Origin of the sequence: Caulobacter sp. FWC2 (genome assembly GCF_002742625.1) — a bacterium.
In the GTDB taxonomy this organism is placed as follows: Bacteria; Pseudomonadota; Alphaproteobacteria; order Caulobacterales; family Caulobacteraceae; genus Caulobacter.
This window is the reverse complement of the sequence record NZ_PEBF01000001.1, coordinates 4,268,581-4,286,534: the sequence shown is the minus strand read 5'-3', so window position 1 is coordinate 4,286,534 and position 17,954 is coordinate 4,268,581. Positions and strand designations below refer to the sequence as shown.

General features: G+C 68.4%; 22 protein-coding genes and 1 pseudogene. 10 read left to right on the top strand and 13 right to left on the bottom strand.

What is annotated here, in order from left to right:
* Positions 1-36: 36 nt before the first annotated feature.
* The 6 genes and pseudogenes from CSW62_RS20350 to CSW62_RS20325 all read right to left on the bottom strand — a co-directional run bounded on the left by CSW62_RS20350 (position 37) and on the right by CSW62_RS20325 (position 3,714).
* On the bottom strand, positions 37-981 hold the full coding sequence (locus tag CSW62_RS20350; protein ID WP_099580986.1) for a hypothetical protein: 945 nt from the start codon (positions 979-981) through the stop codon (positions 37-39).
* 46 nt (positions 982-1,027) lie between these two features.
* The gene (locus CSW62_RS20345; RefSeq protein ID WP_099580984.1) at positions 1,028-1,930 is read right to left on the bottom strand and encodes a DNA/RNA non-specific endonuclease; all 903 of its coding nucleotides are present in this window, start codon (positions 1,928-1,930) and stop codon (positions 1,028-1,030) included.
* Between the two features lie 23 nt (positions 1,931-1,953).
* Entirely contained in the window at positions 1,954-2,424 is a 471-nt protein-coding gene (locus tag CSW62_RS20340; RefSeq protein ID WP_099580982.1) for a hypothetical protein, read from the bottom strand.
* A 12-nt stretch (positions 2,425-2,436) separates the two neighbouring features.
* Positions 2,437-2,760, bottom strand: coding sequence for a hypothetical protein (locus CSW62_RS20335; protein WP_099580979.1), 324 nt, complete (start codon positions 2,758-2,760; stop codon positions 2,437-2,439).
* Positions 2,761-2,906: 146 nt separating this feature from the next.
* Positions 2,907-3,328, bottom strand: a pseudogene (locus CSW62_RS20330) (DUF1810 domain-containing protein).
* Between the two features lie 8 nt (positions 3,329-3,336).
* Positions 3,337-3,714 (bottom strand): VOC family protein, encoded by a 378-nt coding sequence (locus CSW62_RS20325; protein WP_099580977.1) that lies wholly within the window; start codon positions 3,712-3,714, stop codon positions 3,337-3,339.
* A gap of 134 nt (positions 3,715-3,848) precedes the next feature.
* Here CSW62_RS20325 and CSW62_RS20320 point away from each other — a divergent pair, with 134 nt between their 5' ends.
* The 3 genes from CSW62_RS20320 (at position 3,849) to CSW62_RS20310 (ending at position 6,979) form a co-directional block, all read left to right on the top strand.
* Positions 3,849-4,178, top strand: a complete 330-nt coding sequence (locus tag CSW62_RS20320; RefSeq protein WP_199170652.1) for a PadR family transcriptional regulator — start codon at positions 3,849-3,851, stop codon at positions 4,176-4,178.
* A gap of 32 nt (positions 4,179-4,210) precedes the next feature.
* On the top strand, positions 4,211-5,179 hold the full coding sequence (locus tag CSW62_RS20315) for a hypothetical protein (RefSeq protein WP_199170651.1): 969 nt from the start codon (positions 4,211-4,213) through the stop codon (positions 5,177-5,179).
* A gap of 618 nt (positions 5,180-5,797) precedes the next feature.
* The gene (locus tag CSW62_RS20310) at positions 5,798-6,979 is read left to right on the top strand and encodes a cell wall hydrolase (RefSeq protein WP_099580971.1); all 1,182 of its coding nucleotides are present in this window, start codon (positions 5,798-5,800) and stop codon (positions 6,977-6,979) included.
* Here the strand turns inward: CSW62_RS20310 and CSW62_RS20305 are convergent.
* The gene (locus CSW62_RS20305) at positions 6,939-7,769 is read right to left on the bottom strand and encodes an SDR family oxidoreductase (RefSeq protein WP_199170649.1); all 831 of its coding nucleotides are present in this window, start codon (positions 7,767-7,769) and stop codon (positions 6,939-6,941) included. The two genes, CSW62_RS20310 and CSW62_RS20305, sit on opposite strands and share 41 nt — an antisense overlap.
* A 166-nt stretch (positions 7,770-7,935) precedes the next feature.
* Complete coding sequence (locus tag CSW62_RS20300; RefSeq protein ID WP_099580967.1) at positions 7,936-8,115, bottom strand: DUF1508 domain-containing protein; 180 nt, start codon at positions 8,113-8,115, stop codon at positions 7,936-7,938.
* A 164-nt stretch (positions 8,116-8,279) separates the two neighbouring features.
* Between CSW62_RS20300 and CSW62_RS20295 the strand changes: the two genes are divergently transcribed.
* Together CSW62_RS20295 and CSW62_RS20290 are read left to right on the top strand one after the other, a co-directional pair.
* Positions 8,280-8,852, top strand: a complete 573-nt coding sequence (locus CSW62_RS20295; RefSeq protein WP_099580965.1) for a DUF1003 domain-containing protein — start codon at positions 8,280-8,282, stop codon at positions 8,850-8,852.
* 5 nt (positions 8,853-8,857) lie between these two features.
* The gene (locus CSW62_RS20290) at positions 8,858-9,769 is read left to right on the top strand and encodes a carbon-nitrogen hydrolase family protein (RefSeq protein WP_099580963.1); all 912 of its coding nucleotides are present in this window, start codon (positions 8,858-8,860) and stop codon (positions 9,767-9,769) included.
* A gap of 4 nt (positions 9,770-9,773) precedes the next feature.
* Here CSW62_RS20290 and CSW62_RS20285 read toward each other — a convergent pair whose 3' ends face one another.
* Together CSW62_RS20285 and CSW62_RS20280 are read right to left on the bottom strand one after the other, a co-directional pair.
* A complete protein-coding gene (locus CSW62_RS20285) occupies positions 9,774-10,502 on the bottom strand; it encodes a hypothetical protein (RefSeq protein ID WP_099580961.1) in 729 nt (242 codons plus the stop codon).
* Between the two features lie 59 nt (positions 10,503-10,561).
* Positions 10,562-10,912, bottom strand: a complete 351-nt coding sequence (locus tag CSW62_RS20280) for a DUF3147 family protein (protein WP_099582386.1) — start codon at positions 10,910-10,912, stop codon at positions 10,562-10,564.
* A gap of 125 nt (positions 10,913-11,037) precedes the next feature.
* On the opposite strand from CSW62_RS20280, the gene CSW62_RS26465 reads away from it, so the two are divergent.
* Complete coding sequence (locus CSW62_RS26465) at positions 11,038-11,205, top strand: hypothetical protein (protein WP_158235474.1); 168 nt, start codon at positions 11,038-11,040, stop codon at positions 11,203-11,205.
* 44 nt (positions 11,206-11,249) lie between these two features.
* On the opposite strand, the gene CSW62_RS20275 is transcribed toward CSW62_RS26465, so the two are convergent.
* Together CSW62_RS20275 and CSW62_RS20270 are read right to left on the bottom strand one after the other, a co-directional pair.
* Entirely contained in the window at positions 11,250-11,507 is a 258-nt protein-coding gene (locus CSW62_RS20275; RefSeq protein WP_099580958.1) for a hypothetical protein, read from the bottom strand.
* A gap of 123 nt (positions 11,508-11,630) precedes the next feature.
* Positions 11,631-12,572, bottom strand: coding sequence for a GlxA family transcriptional regulator (locus CSW62_RS20270; protein ID WP_099580956.1), 942 nt, complete (start codon positions 12,570-12,572; stop codon positions 11,631-11,633).
* A 95-nt stretch (positions 12,573-12,667) separates the two neighbouring features.
* Between CSW62_RS20270 and CSW62_RS20265 the strand changes: the two genes are divergently transcribed.
* On the top strand, positions 12,668-13,360 hold the full coding sequence (locus tag CSW62_RS20265) for a DJ-1/PfpI family protein (protein WP_099580954.1): 693 nt from the start codon (positions 12,668-12,670) through the stop codon (positions 13,358-13,360).
* A gap of 114 nt (positions 13,361-13,474) precedes the next feature.
* On the opposite strand, the gene ygiD is transcribed toward CSW62_RS20265, so the two are convergent.
* Complete coding sequence (ygiD, locus tag CSW62_RS20260; protein WP_099582385.1) at positions 13,475-14,245, bottom strand: 4,5-DOPA dioxygenase extradiol; 771 nt, start codon at positions 14,243-14,245, stop codon at positions 13,475-13,477.
* Positions 14,246-14,348: 103 nt separating this feature from the next.
* Here ygiD and CSW62_RS20255 point away from each other — a divergent pair, with 103 nt between their 5' ends.
* The 3 genes from CSW62_RS20255 to CSW62_RS20245 all read left to right on the top strand — a co-directional run bounded on the left by CSW62_RS20255 (position 14,349) and on the right by CSW62_RS20245 (position 17,910).
* Complete coding sequence (locus CSW62_RS20255) at positions 14,349-15,524, top strand: acyltransferase (RefSeq protein WP_099580952.1); 1,176 nt, start codon at positions 14,349-14,351, stop codon at positions 15,522-15,524.
* A gap of 1 nt (position 15,525) precedes the next feature.
* The gene (locus tag CSW62_RS20250) at positions 15,526-16,299 is read left to right on the top strand and encodes a tyrosine-protein phosphatase (RefSeq protein WP_099580950.1); all 774 of its coding nucleotides are present in this window, start codon (positions 15,526-15,528) and stop codon (positions 16,297-16,299) included.
* 171 nt (positions 16,300-16,470) lie between these two features.
* Positions 16,471-17,910, top strand: a complete 1,440-nt coding sequence (locus CSW62_RS20245) for an MFS transporter (RefSeq protein WP_099580948.1) — start codon at positions 16,471-16,473, stop codon at positions 17,908-17,910.
* Positions 17,911-17,954: the final 44 nt, after the last annotated feature.

The following is a 17,954-nucleotide window of genomic DNA, read 5'->3' as shown; positions in this document are numbered from 1 at the left end:
CAAGTCAGCACCCCAGGCCGCAAGCCTCGTCCCTCCCTAGTCCCTCAGCGGCAGCTGGGCGTCGCCGAGGGTGACGCCGTCGAACACCGCCTCCGTGTGCAACTGGGCGATCTTGGCGGCGACGGTCGTGCAGCGCGCCGGATAGGTGTCGGAGCCGATGACCGACAGGGCGGTCAGCTGCGCCGCCAGGGTGGGTTTGGCCAGGGCGGCGGGGATCTTGTCCACGCCCCGGCCCTGGTGGGTGATGTCGGACGTCCAGATGGCCAGCCGGGGGTCCTTGCCGACCAGGCCGTAACGGCTGGCCGCGGCCTGGACCTTGCGGCGCATGATGCCTGAGGCGACCTTGACCGAGGCGTCGATCGCCAGAGGGTCGTTCAGCAGCCAGTGCATCAGCTTGGCGCCGTTGCGGGCCTCGGCCTCGCCCGCCGTGGTGGTGTCGGGGTTGAGATAGCTCATGAACCCGACCAGCTGGGTCTCGACCTTGCCGTTGGGGCGATGGACCTGGGTCTCGGTCTCGAGCGAATAGGAGGTCCCGTTTTCCGTCCGCCAGACCTTGCCGTCGAGCAGATGCAGGTCGGGGAAATAGTCCGCCGCCTTGGGCAGCTTCAGTAGAGCCCGGAACAGCAGGATGAGGTTGTCCTTGGGCGTGTGCGCCGCCAGTTGGTAGAAGCCGAAGGTGAAGCGGGCCCGGTCATAGGTGTTGAGCACCAGATGATGCCCGCCGCCCTCCGCGGTGACCGTTGGCCACATGAAGTGCGCCCAGAGGCCGATCGAGGCCGCCGCCGCCTCACGATCGTAATAGAGCTTGGGCAGCTTGCTCAGGCTGGGCTGATGGAGGCCGCGATGCTGTCCATCGCCGTCCTGGAACGCCACGGTCTGGCCCACCAGGAAGGCCGGCTCGGTCGAGCCCTGGACCTTGGCGGTCCACTTGCTGCCCTTCACCTGGGGCGCGCCGCTGACGCTGATGTCGAACTGGATCATGGTCGTCTCCCGCGCCGTCGGCGCGTTTCTGTCCGTTCAGGAAGGGTCAGTCCTTCACCGCGTTCGCGCAGCCCTGCCCATGGCCCCAGAAGCTGCCCTTGCTGCTTTCCAGGATGTTCTGGTCGCGGCGGGGGAGGGCGGTCAGGAAGTCCAGGCCAGTCTCGACCTCGAGCTGGCTGATCGGGACGATGAACTTGTCGGACGGCGTCTTCTTGTAGGCCTTGTTGTCGAGGCGGAAGCCGATCGCCCGGCCGCGCTGCGTGTCGTACAGCACCTTGAAATAGGCGGCCGGCGACAGGATCTTGTACGGGCCCTTGCCGATCCACAGCGCGCTGGAGCCGTAGATCGGGCCGGTGATCACGATCACGTCCTGGTGGCCGCCGCACAGCACGGCCGCGCGCACGTCCTCCTCCAGGAACCGCCACTGGGCGCGGTTGAAGCCGGCTCCCACCTGCGGCGACATGTTGCTCATATAGAAGCTGTCGTCGGTCAGGGGCTGGCTGGACTTGAAGTCGGCCGCCGGGGCCTGGTGGCCGCGGTCGCGGGGATTGGCCGGGTCGGTATAGTCCTGCGGCGTCGGGCTGAAGCCCTTGGCGTCTGGATCGGCGCGGAAGTTGTCGGCGCGCTTGGCGGTTCCGGTCAGGGCGGCGGGCGACAGCCGCTCGATCACCCAGTCGGGATTGCGCGTCTCCTTGTTGAACGACACGGCGTAGCCGTCGCGGCAGATCAGGATCTGCTTGGCCAGTTCGTCGTCGCCGCGATGCCGGGGCAGGCCGACCTGGGCGAAGCGGGCCAGGCAGGCCGCAGGGGCCGGATCGGCCCGGGCGCCCTTCTGCGGCGTACCCGGCGGCGTGGCCTGGGCCCGCGCGGCGCTTGGGGCCAGGGTGAGGGTCAGGGCGAGGGCGGGCGCCAGCGCCAGGATCGCGGCGCCCAAGAGCGAGCGGATCATGTCGGTCTCCTCCCTTCGAGGGATCAGGTCTGGGTCGTGTCGCCGGGGTTGGCCTGGCCGCCCGTGCCGCCGCTGCTGTTGCTGGAGATGCCCTTGGAGATGATGAAGCTGCCGCCGCTGATGCCGATCAGGCCCAGCACGGTCGGCGGCACCTCGACGAAGGCCCCGGCCTCGATCGACAGCAGCAGGAACAGCCCGGCTACCACGAAGGTGAAGATCAGGAACTGGAAGCGCGACAGGCTGGCCTTGACCGGCACGCGGCGGACGGCGGCGGCCACGGCGTCGGCGGTCGGCGCCTGGCCGCCGGCGGCGGTGACGGCCGCGACCAGGGCCGCCTTCAGCGCCGTCTCCGACGGGATCTCGGCGATCAGTCCGTCCAGCTCGCCGCGCTTGGTGGCCAGCCGCCAGGCGACCACGGCCGCGAAGCCCAGGATGATGGCGACGACGCCGATGCCGACGATGTAGGCCAAGAGGCCCCAGGGCGTGTTGATCATGATGCTTCCCCCTCAGGTGCGTTCGTAGAACTTGCCGCCGATGTGCACGCCGAGGCTGGCGGCCAGGATCGAGAGCGCCTCGGTCGGAAGTTCGGGCAGCTTGTCGGCGTGGGCCGAGATCGCCTGCAGTCCCAGGGTCGCGTACCAGCCGGCGAAGGCGACCACGACGCCCAGGGCCTGCACGCGCGCGGGCGAGACGCCGCCGGTCTTGCGATTGACGATCAGCCCCCGGATGTCGCCCCCGGAGAAGCCCTTCAGCAGCAACACCCCCGCGATCACGGCCAGCCAGATCAGCAGGCCGTATTCGGCATAGTCGGCGATCGGCTTCAGCGACATGTGCGCCCCGGTTGAAGGCCTACGCGACAAGACAAAGAGGCATGCGGGAAGAGGCGCGCGCGCGGACGTCGTGCGTCCGTCGACACATCAGAATTTACGCCCCCGGTACGGTTTCGAAGCTGACGCGAATTTCTTCGAGTGTCAACTCAGAGATGTTTTTGCAGTCGTTCCAACGTCAGCGGGTCGGGCGCGCCGGGGAAGTACTTGTCGAGCGCCTGCTGGAAGCTCGGCTCGTGCGGGGCGGCGGCGTGGAACAAGGTCAGGGACGAGCACAGCTTCAGGTCGTCGGGCGATCCGAACACGGCGTGGGCGTCGCGGCCGGGCAGGGCCAGGATGGCCTCGACCGCCTCGATCAGGCGCGCCCCAGCACGGGGTGAGCCAGATAGGCGCGGGCCTCGTCGAGATCGGCGATGGCGTAGAAGCTGGCGGTCGGGCTGTGGCCCAGGCCGGCGATCTGCGGGAACACGAACCACATCCAGTGGCTGGCCTTCCGGCCGCGCTTCAACTCGGCCAGGGCGGTGTCATAGACGGCGGTCTGGGCTTCGACGAAGCGGCCGAGGTCCGTCATAGCGGAGCTCAGTAGTTGCCGAGGCTAAGGATGTTGCCGTCCGGATCCTTGAACCAGACCACCCGCATCCCGCCGGACACATGGACGTCGCCGTCGCGGCTCATGCCCGGCAGGTCGTACCTTTCGAACACAATACCCTTGGCCTTCAGCGCCTGGACTGCGTCCTCGAACGCCTCGCCCAGCGACCAGGTCAGGACCGTGGCCTTGTTGCTTCCGGCGAAGTCGGACTCGTAGACCAGCACCACCGAGGCGCCCGCCTTGAAGCCCTGCACCGAGGGCGTGTCGCTGGGCAGGGGCGTCAGGCCCAGGATCTCCTCGTAGAACGGCCGCGCGACCTTCAGGTCCTTCACCGCCACGGTCGCCTGCGCGTCGCGATCTCCCAGCATGGAACCTCCGTCTCGTTCGCCGGAGAGAAAGCGCGAGCGTGACCGGCGTTCCGTGAGGTTGACTCCCGCTTATACTGTATGTCACACAGTGTGTATCGCACACCATGTGCCACACACTATGCGACGCACACTCAATGCCCACCGATACCGACATCTTTGAATCGCTCCGCCAGGAGCTGAGGCGGGGGAGCCTGATCCTGGCCGTCCTCGCCCAGCTGCGGGAGGAGCGTTACGGCTACAGCCTTCGCCAGGCGCTTTCGGGCGTGGGCGTGGAGATCGACGAAGGCGCGCTCTATCCGATGCTGCGTCGGCTGGAGACCCAGGGGCTGCTGGCCAGCGAATGGCGCGAGGAAGACAAGCGCAAGAAGCGTTTCTACCGACTGTCGGATGAGGGAAGGCGCGTGCTGGCCCGCCTCGCCGACGAATGGCGCGCGATCAACGCCGCCCTCGAGCCGCTGCTGTGAAGCCGGCTTCTCACTCTCAAGGGGACAAGACCATGAGCGATCTGATCGATCGTTATCTGGCGGCCGTGGCCGCTCTGCTACCCAAGGACCAGCGCCAGGACATCATCGCCGAGCTGCGCGACCTGATCATGAACCGCGTCGAGGAGCAGGAGGCGGTTCTTCGCCGTCCGCTCGACAAGCGCGAGATCGAGGCGCTGCTGCGCGACATCGGCCACCCGATCGCCGTGGCCGGCCGCTATGGCCCGCGCACCGCCCTGATCGGGCCGGAGCTGTATCCGTTCTGGGAATTCGGCGTGAAGGTGCTGCTGGCCATCGCCGCGATCGCCGCGATCGTCCCGGCGGGGATCCTGCTGGTCACCGGCCACGGCGGGCCGCACACGATCAGCGGCGTGATCAACGACTTCATCGCCTCGGCGCTGACCCTGATCGGCTGCGCCACCCTGGTCGGCGCGGCGGTCGAGCGCGGCTGGATCAAGCTGGGCGACTTCAGCCAGTGGAAGGCCAGCGACCTGCCGCACATCCCGCAAGGCAAGGGGCTGTTCGTGAAGAGCCGCTTCGAAGGGCTGTTCGAGCTGATCGTCACACTGCTGTTCATCGCCTGGTGGACCCGGCTGCTGCCGTTCCCGATGGGCGCCCTCGTCCATGACGGCGGCGACGTCGGCATCGCGCTGAGCCCGGTGCTGACGACGCTGTACTGGCCGATCCTGGCCTTATCGGTGGTGCAGGCCCTCTCGTCCCTGATCTTGGTGGTCAAGCCGGGCTGGGTGCGGCCGCGCGCCAGCCTGGAGCTGATCTGTTCGCTGGGCGGCCTGGCCCTGGTGGCCATCCTGTGGCCGGCCCAGCCGCTGATCACCCTGATGCTGCCCGATGCGCCGGGCGAAAATCTGGCCCATCTGCAGCGGACCGTCGATCTGACGTTCAAGGTCATGATGGTCGTCGCGGCGGGCGTCTATCTGATCAAGCTGTTCGTCGACGGGCGGCGCCTGGTCAGGGGGAAGTAGGGGGCGGTTCGCGCACTTGGCTGCTATCCCCACGCTCTCTCAACCGTCATCCCGCGCCTTGTGCGCGGGACCCATCTGTCCGCCGCAAGTGAAGTGCTCAGCTAAGTTCCCACATGAAAGCTGAGCCATGGGTCCCGCGCACAAGGCGCGGGATGACGGGTTGGGTGAGGCGGCGAGAAGCCCCCGTCTTCAACGCCGCCACGCACCTTCGAAGCTCCGTGTTCAGAGTCTTCGTTCGCCCCGAATATTAAGGTTTATGTCGTCGTCGAGTAACGATGCGGCGCCGCCGAAGACGGTTCAGAAATCGGCGAACACAGGTGCGGCGCGGCGTTTCGGTCCCCAAAAAAACGACGCTCTTGATCGTCCAGCTTTTCGCGATGATTCAACGCGTTAACCTTTCAACTGTGCGACTTCTGGGCGCAGCGGGCATGTTGCAGCGCAGCAAGTGCTTGCGAGTCGGTCACGGATACGTCATAAGCCGCTACAAGCAGGACCTTGGCCACATCGTGATACGGCCGGGTCTCCGCTTCGAAGCGTTCCCCGCAGTGGATTTACCGGGGGTTTCGGGGCGGTTTTTGTCGGGGGGCCCGAGCGCCCTCGCCGCGCAGGACACGAGTTTTGTATATCAAGTCGCAGACGCGCGCGGATGCGCGCGGGCTGGTCGGCGCCGTATTGGTCGGATCCATCACGGGTCTGGCTCTGGGCGGTGTTTACCTTCTGGGTGGTCTGGCTCAATCGGCCTCAACCCATGCCCGCGTCGCCCGATTGGCGGAAGGCGCTTCGGGGAACTTCTCCGACGCGGCGATGCTCAGCGCTTCTACGCGTATGGACCCCGGCGCCCTCGCCGTGGCCAAGCGTCATGATCCCTATCTCTTCGCCGCCGTCGAACGCAGCGACCGTCAGACCCAGCAACTGGCCGCCCGCCTCGAAGGCGCCGGCTCGGGCCTGATGCCCGGCCAGAGCGGCCGCACCGGTCCGCTGATGCTGCGCGCCAGCTTCGGCTCCGCCTTCAATGTCGGCGGCAGCACCCCGTTCCAGCTGGGCAACGCCCTGGAGAGCTCGCGCGAGCTCGAATGCCTGGCCGACGCCGTCTACTACGAAGCCCGGGGCGAGACCCCCAGCGGCCAGGCGGCCGTGGCCCAGGTGGTGATGAACCGCGTGCGCCATCCGGCCTTCCCGAAGTCGATCTGCGGCGTGGTCTTCCAGGGCGCGGTCAACCGCACCGGCTGCCAGTTCAGCTTCGCCTGCGACGGCTCGATGCGCCGCGCCCGCGACGTCGGCGCCTGGGCCCGGGCCCGCAAGATCGCCTCGCGCACCCTGGCGGGCGCCATGCCCAGCGAGGTCGGCTCGGCCACGCACTTCCACACGACCAATGTCTCGCCCGGCTGGGGTCCGCGCCTGTTGCGCGTCGCCCAGGTCGGCATGCACATCTTCTATCGCTTCGGTCGCGGCGGCGTCTCCAACTACGCGCCCTCGCGCCTGCCGAGCGCCGACGACATCGCGCCGTCCGAGATCGCCAGCCTGACGGCTGACGGTCGTCCGCCGGTAGTCTACGCCGCTAGCGCCCTGGGTCGCGTCGAGCCCGCCTCGACGAACGCTCCGGGCATGGGCGGCCCGATCGGCGCGGCGGTGACCGAGCCGGCTTCGGCCCCGATCGCCACGGCCGCCAAGACGACGCCGGCCTCGGCGACGTCGGCCAAGGCTCCGGCGTCGACCAAGGCGATCCCGGTCTCGTCCGACCGCGCGCCGCTGGAAGGCCTCAAGACGACAGTAGGGGCCGGGAGCGGAGCTGCTTCCTGACCGCATTCGGCATGTGGCTGGTGGCGAAGCGCATCTGCTTCGCCCGCTTGCCCACGAAGTAGTGCAGCAGCTTGCCGTGCGCCGCGTCCCAGACCGCCTGGGCGGCGTCCTCCACGGGATAGACCTCCATCCCGCCCGCCCGCAGGGCGTCGGCCATGTGCTCGTTTGAGCCTGAGGCCCCGGCGTTCAGGATCGGCGTCTCGACGAACCACGGCATGACGCAGGCGACGCTGACCCCGTGGCGGGCGTATTCGACGTCGAGGGCTTCGGACAGGCCGCGCACCGCGAACTTGGTGGCCGAATAGACCGCCAGCTTCGGCGAGCCGTAGAGCCCGGCGCACGAGGCGATATTGATCAGCCGTCCGCCGGCCGCCTGCAGCAGCGGCAGGCCCGCGCGGGCGCCGTTGATCACGCCCTTGATGTTGACGTCGATCTGGATGTCGCAGTCGGCGTCGGACAGATCCTCCAGCACCCCGAACCGCGCGACCCCGGCGTTGTTGAGCAGCACGTCCGCCTTGCCGCCCGTCTCCCGCCCGAATTCGCCCAGGGCGTTGGCCCAGCCGTCGCGGTCGCGGACGTCCAGCGGATGGATGGAGCCGTTGTCCGGTCCGATGGCCAGCAGGGCGGCCTTCAGCCCGGTCTTGTCGATGTCCGACAGCCCGATGAACCAGCCGGCGCTGGCGAAGCGCTTGGCGCAGGCCAGGCCGATCCCGCTGGCGGCCCCGGTGATGAAGATGCTCTTGCGCCCGTTGGCCGGCATGACGGCTCCCTCCCGTATCATTGTTATCAATGATCAGAAGGCCAGGAGCGGGAAGGGTCAAGGTGTCTCTGAAAGATCCCCCCCCGCGCTGCGGGGGAGGTGGCCCAGAGGGCCGGAGGGGGCGAACTGGGCCTACGCGGTGAAGGCCCCCTCAGTCGCTCCGCGACATCTCCCCCGCATCGCGGGGGAGCATCTATCAGTCCGTCTGGTCGTCGATCTCGGCGCCCGGGCCGTTCTTCAGGATCGACTCGATCGCGTTCTTGGCCGAGGCCTTGGACGCATAGCCTTCCGTCCAGAAGATGGTTTCGCTGTTGTAGGTGAAGTAGGCGACGAACTCGCCCGCCTTGTTCTTCTTGATCACGAACTTATGGGCCATCGGTCGTCTCCATCGATCGGTTGACTTGAAGTCGGCCCCACCCGACCTGATTGAGCGTCGCCTCAACAAGGCGGGCCTGTCAATCGCCGGGACATGACGCTTAAGTTGGCGTCGCACGCCGGCCCAGCCGATGATCCGGCCATCACCCGCCCAAGAGTCCGCCCATGAATATCGACGAACGCCTCGACCAGCTGTCCCGCGAACTTCTGTCTGTCCCCTATGGGCAGCTGAACGAGGTCCAGAGGAGCGTCATCGACCTGATCTGCGCTGAGGCGCCGACCGGCCTGAACGCGATCCTGGTCAATGACGACCGCTCGTTCTGGGACCGGCTGGCCGACAAGGTGGCGGCGGTCGGCGGCTCGTGGGCCTTCATCGGCGGCTTCAGCGCGGCCTTGCTGGTGTGGACGGCGGTCAATGTCGCGCTCAAGCCGCTGAACCTGGCCTTCGACCCCTATCCATTCATCTTCCTGAACCTGCTGCTGTCCACGGTGGCGGCGCTGCAGGCCCCGGTGATCATGATGAGCCAGAACCGCCAGGCGCTGAAGGATCGCCAGAACGCCGAGCACGACTATGTCGTCAACCTGCGGGCCGAGCTGGAGATCATGCACCTGCACGACAAGCTGGACGCCCTGCGCGAGCGCGACATCGTCGAGCTGGGCAAGCAGCACGCCGAGGCGCTGGGCCGCCTCGAGGCCCAGATGACCGCGCTGACGGCGCGGCTGGAGGCCAAGGGGTAGGCGGCATGGTTCTGAAGGTCGCCACCGCCCAGTTCGCCGTCTCGTCCGACATCGCCGCCAACCTTGCGGCGGTCGAGCGGCTGATGCGCCAGGCGCGGGCGGCGGGCGCCGATGTCGTGCATTTCTGCGAGGCGGCGCTGTCGGGCTATGCCGGCGTCGACTTCGCGGGTTTCGACGGCTTCGACTGGGCGGGGCTGGAGACCGCCACGCGGCGGGTCATGGCGCTGGCCGGCGCGCTGGATCTCTGGACCGTGCTCGGCTCGGCCCATCGCTTGTCGCAGGGCCGCAAGCCTCACAACTGCGTCCATGTCATCGACGCCTCGGGCGCCCTGGTCGACCGTTACGACAAGCGTTTCTGCGCCGGCGACGCTGCGGGGCTGACCGGGGATCTCGCCCACTACACGCCCGGCGACCACTTCGCGGTGTTCGAGATCGCCGGCGTGCGCTGCGGGGTGCTCGTCTGCCACGACTACCGCTATCCGGAGCTCTATCGCGCCTATCATCGCCTGGGCGCGCGGATGATGTTCCACGGCTTCCACGCGGGCGGTCTGTCCGTGGAGCGGTTCGCAGAGATGGAGGCCGGCGTCGGCGTCCATCACCTGACCGGCGGGACCACCTTGCCGGCCATCACCATGCCGGCCGGGATGATCGCGGCCGCCTCGAACAACAACCTGTGGATCAGCTGTCCCAATTCATCGGCGCCGAGAAGCTGCTGGCCGTCGTTCTTCGTCCGGCCCGACGGGGTGATCACCGGGGCCCTGGAGGCCGAGACCGAAGGCCTGCTGCTGTCCGAGGTCGACCTGACCGCCGACATCTACGACAGCACGCTGGCCTGGCGCGACCGGGCCGTCGACGGGGTGCTGCACTCGGGGGTCTTGGTGGATGATCCAAGGTCGAAGGACCGGACGGGGCTCTAGCCGCCTACCACCCCTGCCCGTTGCAAAAGACCGTGCCGGTGGCGGCGATGCGGCTATTCTTGAGGCGCGCGATCCGTTCCGGGGACAGCTGGCCGTTCAGCCAGGTCTCGTAGGCGGTGACGTCCAGGCCCGGCAGGCACGAGCGCAGCATCGGCGCCTCGACCAGATAGAGTTCGGCCTCCGGCTTGGTGCGCCAGCGATAGGCGCCGTCCAGGCCGTCGACCCGCGTGGGCGCCGCCGCCGTGCGGTAGAGCAGCCAGCCAGGCGGGATCTTGTGCTTGAGCGCGAAGGCCAACTGCTTGTCGGCCAGGGCCCGGATCGCGGCCTTTTCGCTCGGCGCGACCTTGGCGACCTGGGCGGGATCCATGCCGCCATGGACCATGATGATCGCCTGGCGCCCGACCAGCAGGCGGCGGCCCAGCGGCAAGAAATAGTTGGCGCAGGACGAGGTGCATTCGCCGTCGACCCGGATCGTCAGATCACGCAGGCCCGAGAGGCGCTCGGCGATGTCCATGGCCGCGCCGCTGGGACCGCCTGGGCTGTCGACGACCAACTCGGTCGTGGTCGGTTGCAGCTTGGCGGCCACGCAATCGGCCATGACCTGGGTGGTCTCGCCGCTCAGGACGAACACGGTCGGCGAGCGCTGCTCGCACGGCGCGGCGCGCGCCAGGCCGCCGAGCGACAGCAGGGCCAGCGCCGCCAGCGCCGGTAGGAAGTGTTTCTGACCGCGCATGACCCCTCCGCGAACGGAGAAAGGCTATAGACGAGCGTCCAGCGCGTCCAGAGGTTGAGCTAAAGCTTCAGGCCCAGCTTCGGCCCGGCCCAGACCATCGCCGCGTACAGCGCCATGGTCAGCACGCACCCTGTGACGAGCGCGGCCCAGAACGGCGCGCCGCGCTTCAGCATCGCCGGGATCAGCAGGAACATCGGCAGCGAGGGCAGGACGAACCAGAACGTGCCGCTGGCATGGGCCGCCAATCGCACCGGATCGTGGGTGTCGCGCCACAGCCAGATCATCCCCAGCACCGAGACCAGCGGCAGCGAGGCGACCAGCCCGCCCAGGCCGGGATAGCGCTTGGCGATCTCCGAGACGGCGGCGACGATTACCCCCGAAACGGCGGCCTTGATGACGAGATAAAGCATGTCGTCCAGCCTGGACCGATCCGGCGCCCGGGCCAAGGGCGAGCCGGCCAGGAGCGAAGGCTTGACCGTCGGAACAGGCCCGCGCGGCTGGGGTTGAGTCCGGACACCCCCGCAGGAGTGTCCCGATGCCCGATACCGACAAGATTTCCGAAGAGAAGGCCGCTGAGGCTATCACCAAGGCCAATACCGACCTGAACGACCAGGGCGACATCGCCGCCGACGACGCGGGCGGCACGGCGGCCGCCCATCGCGTCGATGAGGCCCTGGAAAAGGCGCAGGGCGCGCCAGACTGAGGAAGAGCGAAGCCGCCCGCCGATGAGGCGGGCGGCTCTCGACCCTAACGCCAGACGTAGCGGCAGATGGTCACCCGGTGGTGGTGACGCCACTCGGGGCGGCACACCCGCACCTTGTGGGGACGATAGTGGCGACCGCGATCGTAGCGCACGCGGTCGTGGCGCGCGTGCTGGCGGTCGTAGCGATAGTCATAGCGATCATGACGATCGTAGCGGTCGAAGGCGCCGGCCGTCGACGGGACGGTCAGGGCCAGGGTGGCGGCCGCCAGGGCGGTAACGCCTAGCAGTTTCGCGACGGGCATGATGGGCTCCAAGATCGAATAGTCCCTCGATCCCGAAACGCACGATGCGGCCCCGATGTTGCGGGGCGATGTCCCGAATGTACGGCCCTGCTTGGTCGCGCCCGAGCGGGAGGGGCTTTGTGTTCACACGGTCTTGGCCGAGCGACGCAGCGCCTGGGGCGGCTGGCCGAAGGCGCGGATGAAGGCCCGGCGCATCCGCTCAGAGTCGCCGAACCCGGTCTCCAGCGCCACGTCCTCGACCTGCAGCGGCTGGCTGTCCAGCAGGGCGCGGGCGGCCTCGACCCGCAGGCGCTCGACGGCCTTGGCGGGGGTGACGCCGGTCTCCTGGGCGAACAGGCGGGCGAAGTTGCGCGGGCTCATGGCGGCGCGCTCGGCCAGCTGCTCGACCGACAGGGCCTGGGCCAGGTTCTGCCGCGCCCACGAGAGCAGGGCGTCGAACCGTCCGGGGCGCAGGTCGATCAGGGCCGAGAACTGCGACTGGCCGCCCGGGCGGTGGTGATAGACGACCAACTGCTGGGCCGTGCGGCGGGCGATGGCCTCGCCCTCGTCTGCGCCGATCAGGGCCAGGGACAGGTCGATGCCGGCGGTGATGCCGGCCGAGCTCCACACCGCCCCGTCCTGGATCCAGATGCGGTCGGGCTCCAGCCGCACGTTCGGATAACGGCGCTGGAAGTCCTTTGTCCGGCTCCAGTGGGTGGTGGCGCGCTTGCCGTCCAGCAGGCCCGCCTCGGCCAGGACATAGGCCCCCGAGCAGACCGAGGCGACGCGGCGCGCGGTGCGGCTGGCCTCGCGCACGAAGGTCAGGGTCTCGGGGCAGGTCGCTGGGACCTTCACCCCGTCACCGCCCGAGATCAGCAGGGTGTCGAGGCGCGGCGCGGCGGCCAGGGCGGTGGTGTGGATGGTCACGCCCGACGAGCTGGGCGTCGGCTCGCCGCGCAGCGACAGGAAATGCAGGCTGTAAGCGCCCGGCGAGAACCGCCCGGCGATCTCGAAGGCCGCGATGGGGCCGGTGGCGTCCAGCAGCTGGAAGCCGGGATAGACCAGGAAGCCGATCGCGCGTGGCATGACGAAGGCCTTGGCTGAAACCGTGGGAACTATGTCATTTCAGCCAGACGCTAACCGAACCATGGTCTCCACGCAATCATGACGGAGACCATCGCATGAGCCAGTCCCAAAGCCCTTCTTTGCAAATCGTGATCGCCATCTTCCCGGGCGTCACGCACCTGGACTTCACCGGCCCGCACCAGATCCTGTGCCGCCTGCCCGGCGCCAAGGTGACCGTGGCCAGCCTGGCTGGCGGCGAGATCGAGGCCGACGGCCTGGTGTTCGCGCGCCTGCCCAAGCTGTCGGACATCGAGGCCTGCGACGTGCTGCTGGTGCCGGGCGGGTTCGGGACGACGCAGGCCATGGGCGACAGGGACTTCATCGCGGAGATCCGGCGGCTGGCCGATGGGGCGCGGTACGTAACCTCGGTCTGCACCGGCTCGCTGGTGCTGGGCGCGGCGGGGCTGCTGAAGGGCAAGCGGGCGGCGTGCCACTGGGCCTGGCGGGATCAACTGGCGCTGTTCGGCGCAATCCCGGATCCCTCGCGGGTGGCGCGCGACGGGCGCTACATCACCGGCGGCGGGGTGACGGCGGGCATCGACTTCGCCCTGACCGTGGTGGCTGAGCTGGCCGGGGAGGCGGTGGCGCAGGGCATCCAGCTGGCGGTCGAATACGCGCCGGCCCCGCCGTTCGATGCGGGACGGCCAGAGACCGCGCCGCCGGAGGTGCTGCGGCGGATTTCGGGGATGTACGGCAAGGGGATGGAGGAGCGGCTGGCGGCGGCGGAGAAGGCGGCGGCGGCTTTATAGGAGCCCTCCCCCTTGATGGGGGAGGGTTGGGTGGGGGTGAGCAGAGCCGTGCAGGCGGAACCGCCGCGTCACCCCCATCCCCGACCCTTCCCCCATCAAGGGGGAAGGGAGAAATCACCCCACCCGGACCCCCGTCATGGAAATCGCCGCGAACACATCATCTGTGAAGAAGCTCACTGGCTCGCCCGGCGTCTGGGCGCCCAGCACATAGAGCAGCGGCAGATAATGCTCGGCGCTGTTGATCGAGATCTCCGCGTCCGGCCCAAGGCTCCGCCAGTCGATCAGCGGATCATGGTCGCCCGCCAGGATCAGCGCCTTGGCCGTCTCGTTGAAGCGATCCGCCCATTCCGGCGCCTCGGGCCGGCGGAAGTCGGCCGCGCGCAGATTGTGGACGATGTCGCCGCTGCCCATGATCAGCACGCCCTCGTCGCGCAGGGCCGCGAGGCGCCGGCCGGCTTCGTAGTGCCAGTGGTCCGGCCGTCCCCGGTCGATGCTGAGCTGAACGACGGGCACGTCTGCGTCCGGGTACATCGGCTTAAGCACGCCCCAGGCGCCGTGGTCCAAGCCGCGCGTCGGGTGCTGGACCACGACGTCGGGGGAGAGGCGTTCGGCGACCCGCGCCGCCAGGGCCGGATCGCCCGGCGCGCGGTACTGGACGTCAAACAGCGCCTGCGGGAAGCCGCCGAAATCGTGGATGGTCTCGGGCGCGGGCGAGGCGCTGACCGCCGAGGCGCCGCGCGTCTCCCAGTGGGCGCTGACCATCAGCACCGCCTTGGGACGCGGCAAGGTCTCGCCCAGCCGGCGCCAGTCGTGGCTCCAGGCATTGTCCTCGATGGCGTTCATCGGCGAGCCGTGGCCGACGAACAGGACGGGCATGCGGGACATGATTGAACCCATTAGATACAACAGGAGTTACAGATAGTGGCCGCGACGCCATACCGCAAGACGACCTTGTTTGTACGGCTTTAACCGACGGACGGCCTTTGGTATGGCGGCCCCTGTGACCGTTCTGCTTTCTCCGAATCCCTCGGATGAGACCCCCGTCTCGGCCGAAACGCCCGCTTCGGACACCGTCCGTCCCGGCAAGGAGAACGTGCGGGGCGGCGCGCTGGATTTTCTGCGCTTCCTCGCCTCGCTGCTGATCGTCGTCTACCACTACGGCGCCGAGAGCCCGATGCGGATCGAGCGCTTCGGCCAGGTGTTCTCGCGCGGCTTTCTGGCGACCGACTTCTTCCTGATGCTATCGGGCTATGTGCTGGGCCGGGCCTATGGCGGCTCGGTGCTGACCGGGCGCCTTTCGCCCGCGCGTTTCTGGGCCCGCCGAGCGGCGCGGGTGTGGCCGGGGCACCTGGTGGTGCTGGGCTTCCTGGCCGTGCTGGTGCTGCTGCTCAACACCGTCGGCACCGACGCCCACAAGCCCAGCCGCTTCGCCTGGGACCAGTTGCCGGCCCAGGCCTTCCTGGTCCACGCCTGGGGCTTCACCAGCGACGGCTGGAACCTGCCCAGCTGGTCGCTGTCGGCGCTGATCGTCTGCTACGCCCTGTTCCCGTTCTTCTGGAAGACGGTCAGCAAGGTGCGCCACGCCTGGATCCTACCGCTGGGCGCGGCCGCGATCCTGGGCGTGTTCGAGGTGATCGCCCGCCACGTCTTCCACCACGCCCTGCCGGACCTGCAGTTCCAGTACGGCGTCATGCGGGCCCTGCCGCTGTTCATCCTGGGCGTCTGCCTGGCGCGCGCCGTCGACATGCGCTGGCCCTCGGAAAAGGCGGCCAAGATCCTGCTGTGGAGCGGCGTGGCGCTGCTGGTCGTCACCCAGCCGCTGGACCGCTACGCCCTGCCCGATACCTGGCTGTTCGACGGCCCCTCGCTGCTGGCCATCGCCATGATCGTGCTGGGCGCCGGCCGTCTGCCGGTCAAGCGCCCGAAGGCCTGGATCGAGGAGGGCGCCAAGCTGTCCTTCGCCCTGTTCATCACCCACATCTTCGTCGGCGTGATCTATTGGAGCGCGGTCCACAAGCTGATCGAGACGGTGCCGATCGGCATCGGCTGGCAGTGGCTGATGTGGCTGGCCGGCTTCCCAATCGCCTACGGATTCGCGTGGCTGTTTCACACCTATGTCGACCAACCGCTGCAGGATCGCATCCAGCCGCTGCTGAGGAAGTAGAATGACCCGCCACATCCCGCTGCAAGGCGTCGAGAACTTCCGCGACTTCGGCGACTACGCCGCGGGGGCGGGGCGGCTGAAGCGGGGCGTGCTGTTCCGCGCCGCCCACCAGGCCGAGGCCACCGACGCCGACCTGGAGACCCTGGCGGCGATGGGCATCGTCACCCTGGTCGACCTGCGCCGGCCCAATGAGCGCGAGCGCTCGCCCTCGCGCCGCTGGACGGGCTTTTCCGCCCAGGTGATCGACAACGACCTGGGCGTCACCGGCACGGATCCGTGGCTGGAGTTCATCACCAGCACCGACCTCACCGTCGAAACCGTCCACGACTACATGGACGAGTACTACCGCCGCCTGCCGTTCAAGGAACGGCACATCGACCTATTCCGCCGCTTCTTCCTGGCGCTCGCCGAAGGTAAGGGCCCCGCCCTGATCCACTGCGCGGCCGGCAAGGACCGCACCGGCGTGCTGGCGGCCCTGACCCACCACATCGCCGGCGTGGCCGATGACGACGTCATCGACGACTACCTGCTGACCAACGACCCGACCCGCTTCGACCGGCGCGGGGCGATGTTCATGGACCACATCGAGGGGATCACCGGCCGGCGTCCGGACGAAGCCGCCATGCGCGCGGCCATGGGCGTCGAGGCGCGGTATCTCGCGGCGGCGTTCGAGGTGATCAAGGCCGAGCACGGGAGCCTGGACGGGTATCTGGAGCAGGCGGTGGGGATCGACGCGGATACGCGGGAGCAGGTGCGGGCTCATATTCTGCTGTAGGGTCTTTGCACTATCCCATCCCCAACTTCCGTCATTCCCGCCACAAGAGCGGGAATGACGGTTGGATTTGCGTTTGCTCCCCCGCTCAATCCGTAAGGTGACAAACGCTCGTTTAAGGTCCAGCCTCACCCTACGGTCCCAACAGAGGGCCGAGCGTCATCAGGGTGCGGTATGAGTGAGTTGGCGGGTGGGCCTCCGGGCATGAGCGACGTCGCGGGTGATGACACCCTCGTCCCCGCCCCCAAGCAGAAGCTCTCGCGAAGCGCCCTCAGCTGGATCCTGCACCAGGGCTCGCGCGACCCCTATGTGATCCTGGTCACCATCTATGTCTTTTCGCCCTATTTCTCGCGGGTGCTGGTCGGGGATCCGGTCCGGGGCCAGGCGACCGTCGCCGACATTTCCACCGTCTATGGCCTGCTGACCGCCGCCCTGGCGCCGATCCTGGGCGCCTCGATCGAGCGGTTCGGGCCGCGCAAGCCGTTCATGGCCGGCATCCTGGCGATCATGGCGCCGCTGCTGTTTCTCCTGTGGCTGGCCAAGCCCGGCGGCCTGCCGATCGACCTGGTCGGCGTGGTTCTGATCATCCTCGGCGTGGCCTATAACTGCGGCGACGTGCTCAACAATTCGCTGCTGGCCCGCGCGTCCGAGAAGGGCCAGGAGCCGTTGCTGTCCGGCCTCGGCTACGCCCTGGCCAACGGCCTGTCGGTGTCTTTGTTGATCTTCGTCATGTGGGCCTTCGTGCTGCCGGGCGTGGTGCCGTGGTCGTTCGTGCCGTCCGCGCCGCTGTTCGGCCTCAGCCAGGTCGAGCACGAGCCCAGCCGCATCGTCGGCCCGCTGTCGGCGGCGGTCATGTTGCTGGGCGCGATCCCGTTCTTCCTGTGGACCCGCGACGCCCCGCGCACCGGCGTCTCGCTGCTCGCCGCCATCAAGGAGGGGATCAAGCTGATCCTCGACACCTTCGGCAACCTCAAGGGCCATGCCGACGTCGCCAAGTTCCTGGGCGCGCGGATGCTCTATTGCGACGGCATGACCGCCCTGCTGATCTTCGGCGGCCTGTTCGCGGCCGGGCTGATGAAATGGGGCGAGCTGGAGATGCTGGCCTACGGCATCTCGCTGTCGATCTTCGGCGTGCTGGGCGGCCTGATCGCGCCGTGGCTGGACAGGACCCTGGGTCCCCGGCGGGCGATCCAGGTCGAGGTCGGCATCTGCATCCTGGTGCTGCTGGGCACCCTGGGCATGGGCCGCGAGAAGATCCTGTACTTCTGGACCTGGGACGCGGCGACCCATCCGGCCGTGTGGAACGGTCCGCTGTTCCGCACCCTGCCGGAGATCATCTATCTGGCCCTGGGCCTGTTGATCGCGGTCTTCGTCACCGCCCAGTACGCCTCGAGCCGCACCCTGCTGGTGCGCCTGGCCCCGCCGGACCGCATGGCCGCCTTCTTCGGACTGTTCTCGCTGTCGGGCACGGCGACCATGTGGCTGGGCTCGCTGCTGGTGGCCCTGGCGACCAAGGTGTTCGCCAGCCAGGTGGCGGGCTTCATCCCGATCGCCGGGCTGCTGGCCCTGGGGCTGGTCGGGCTGTTCACGGTGAAGGGCGGGGAGCGGGAGTAGGGGGCTCCCCCACGATGTGGGGGAGCATCTGGCCAGCGCTGCGC

Bases quoted from the DNA above. Each gene is read 5' to 3' on its own strand.
- CSW62_RS20350 (WP_099580986.1), bottom strand. From the start codon at position 981: ATGATCCAGTTCGACATCAGCGTCAGCGGCGCGCCCCAGGTGAAGGGC.
- CSW62_RS20345 (WP_099580984.1), bottom strand. From the start codon at position 1,930: ATGATCCGCTCGCTCTTGGGCGCCGCGATCCTGGCGCTGGCGCCCGCC.
- CSW62_RS20340 (WP_099580982.1), bottom strand. From the start codon at position 2,424: ATGATCAACACGCCCTGGGGCCTCTTGGCCTACATCGTCGGCATCGGC.
- CSW62_RS20335 (WP_099580979.1), bottom strand. From the start codon at position 2,760: ATGTCGCTGAAGCCGATCGCCGACTATGCCGAATACGGCCTGCTGATC.
- CSW62_RS20325 (WP_099580977.1), bottom strand. From the start codon at position 3,714: ATGCTGGGAGATCGCGACGCGCAGGCGACCGTGGCGGTGAAGGACCTG.
- CSW62_RS20320 (WP_199170652.1), top strand. From the start codon at position 3,849: ATGCCCACCGATACCGACATCTTTGAATCGCTCCGCCAGGAGCTGAGG.
- CSW62_RS20315 (WP_199170651.1), top strand. From the start codon at position 4,211: ATGAGCGATCTGATCGATCGTTATCTGGCGGCCGTGGCCGCTCTGCTA.
- CSW62_RS20300 (WP_099580967.1), bottom strand. From the start codon at position 8,115: ATGGCCCATAAGTTCGTGATCAAGAAGAACAAGGCGGGCGAGTTCGTC.
- CSW62_RS20295 (WP_099580965.1), top strand. From the start codon at position 8,280: ATGAATATCGACGAACGCCTCGACCAGCTGTCCCGCGAACTTCTGTCT.
- CSW62_RS20290 (WP_099580963.1), top strand. From the start codon at position 8,858: ATGGTTCTGAAGGTCGCCACCGCCCAGTTCGCCGTCTCGTCCGACATC.
- CSW62_RS20285 (WP_099580961.1), bottom strand. From the start codon at position 10,502: ATGCGCGGTCAGAAACACTTCCTACCGGCGCTGGCGGCGCTGGCCCTG.
- CSW62_RS20280 (WP_099582386.1), bottom strand. From the start codon at position 10,912: ATGCTTTATCTCGTCATCAAGGCCGCCGTTTCGGGGGTAATCGTCGCC.
- CSW62_RS26465 (WP_158235474.1), top strand. From the start codon at position 11,038: ATGCCCGATACCGACAAGATTTCCGAAGAGAAGGCCGCTGAGGCTATC.
- CSW62_RS20275 (WP_099580958.1), bottom strand. From the start codon at position 11,507: ATGCCCGTCGCGAAACTGCTAGGCGTTACCGCCCTGGCGGCCGCCACC.
- CSW62_RS20270 (WP_099580956.1), bottom strand. From the start codon at position 12,572: ATGCCACGCGCGATCGGCTTCCTGGTCTATCCCGGCTTCCAGCTGCTG.
- CSW62_RS20265 (WP_099580954.1), top strand. From the start codon at position 12,668: ATGAGCCAGTCCCAAAGCCCTTCTTTGCAAATCGTGATCGCCATCTTC.
- ygiD (WP_099582385.1), bottom strand. From the start codon at position 14,245: ATGTCCCGCATGCCCGTCCTGTTCGTCGGCCACGGCTCGCCGATGAAC.
- CSW62_RS20255 (WP_099580952.1), top strand. From the start codon at position 14,349: ATGGCGGCCCCTGTGACCGTTCTGCTTTCTCCGAATCCCTCGGATGAG.
- CSW62_RS20250 (WP_099580950.1), top strand. From the start codon at position 15,526: ATGACCCGCCACATCCCGCTGCAAGGCGTCGAGAACTTCCGCGACTTC.
- CSW62_RS20245 (WP_099580948.1), top strand. From the start codon at position 16,471: ATGAGTGAGTTGGCGGGTGGGCCTCCGGGCATGAGCGACGTCGCGGGT.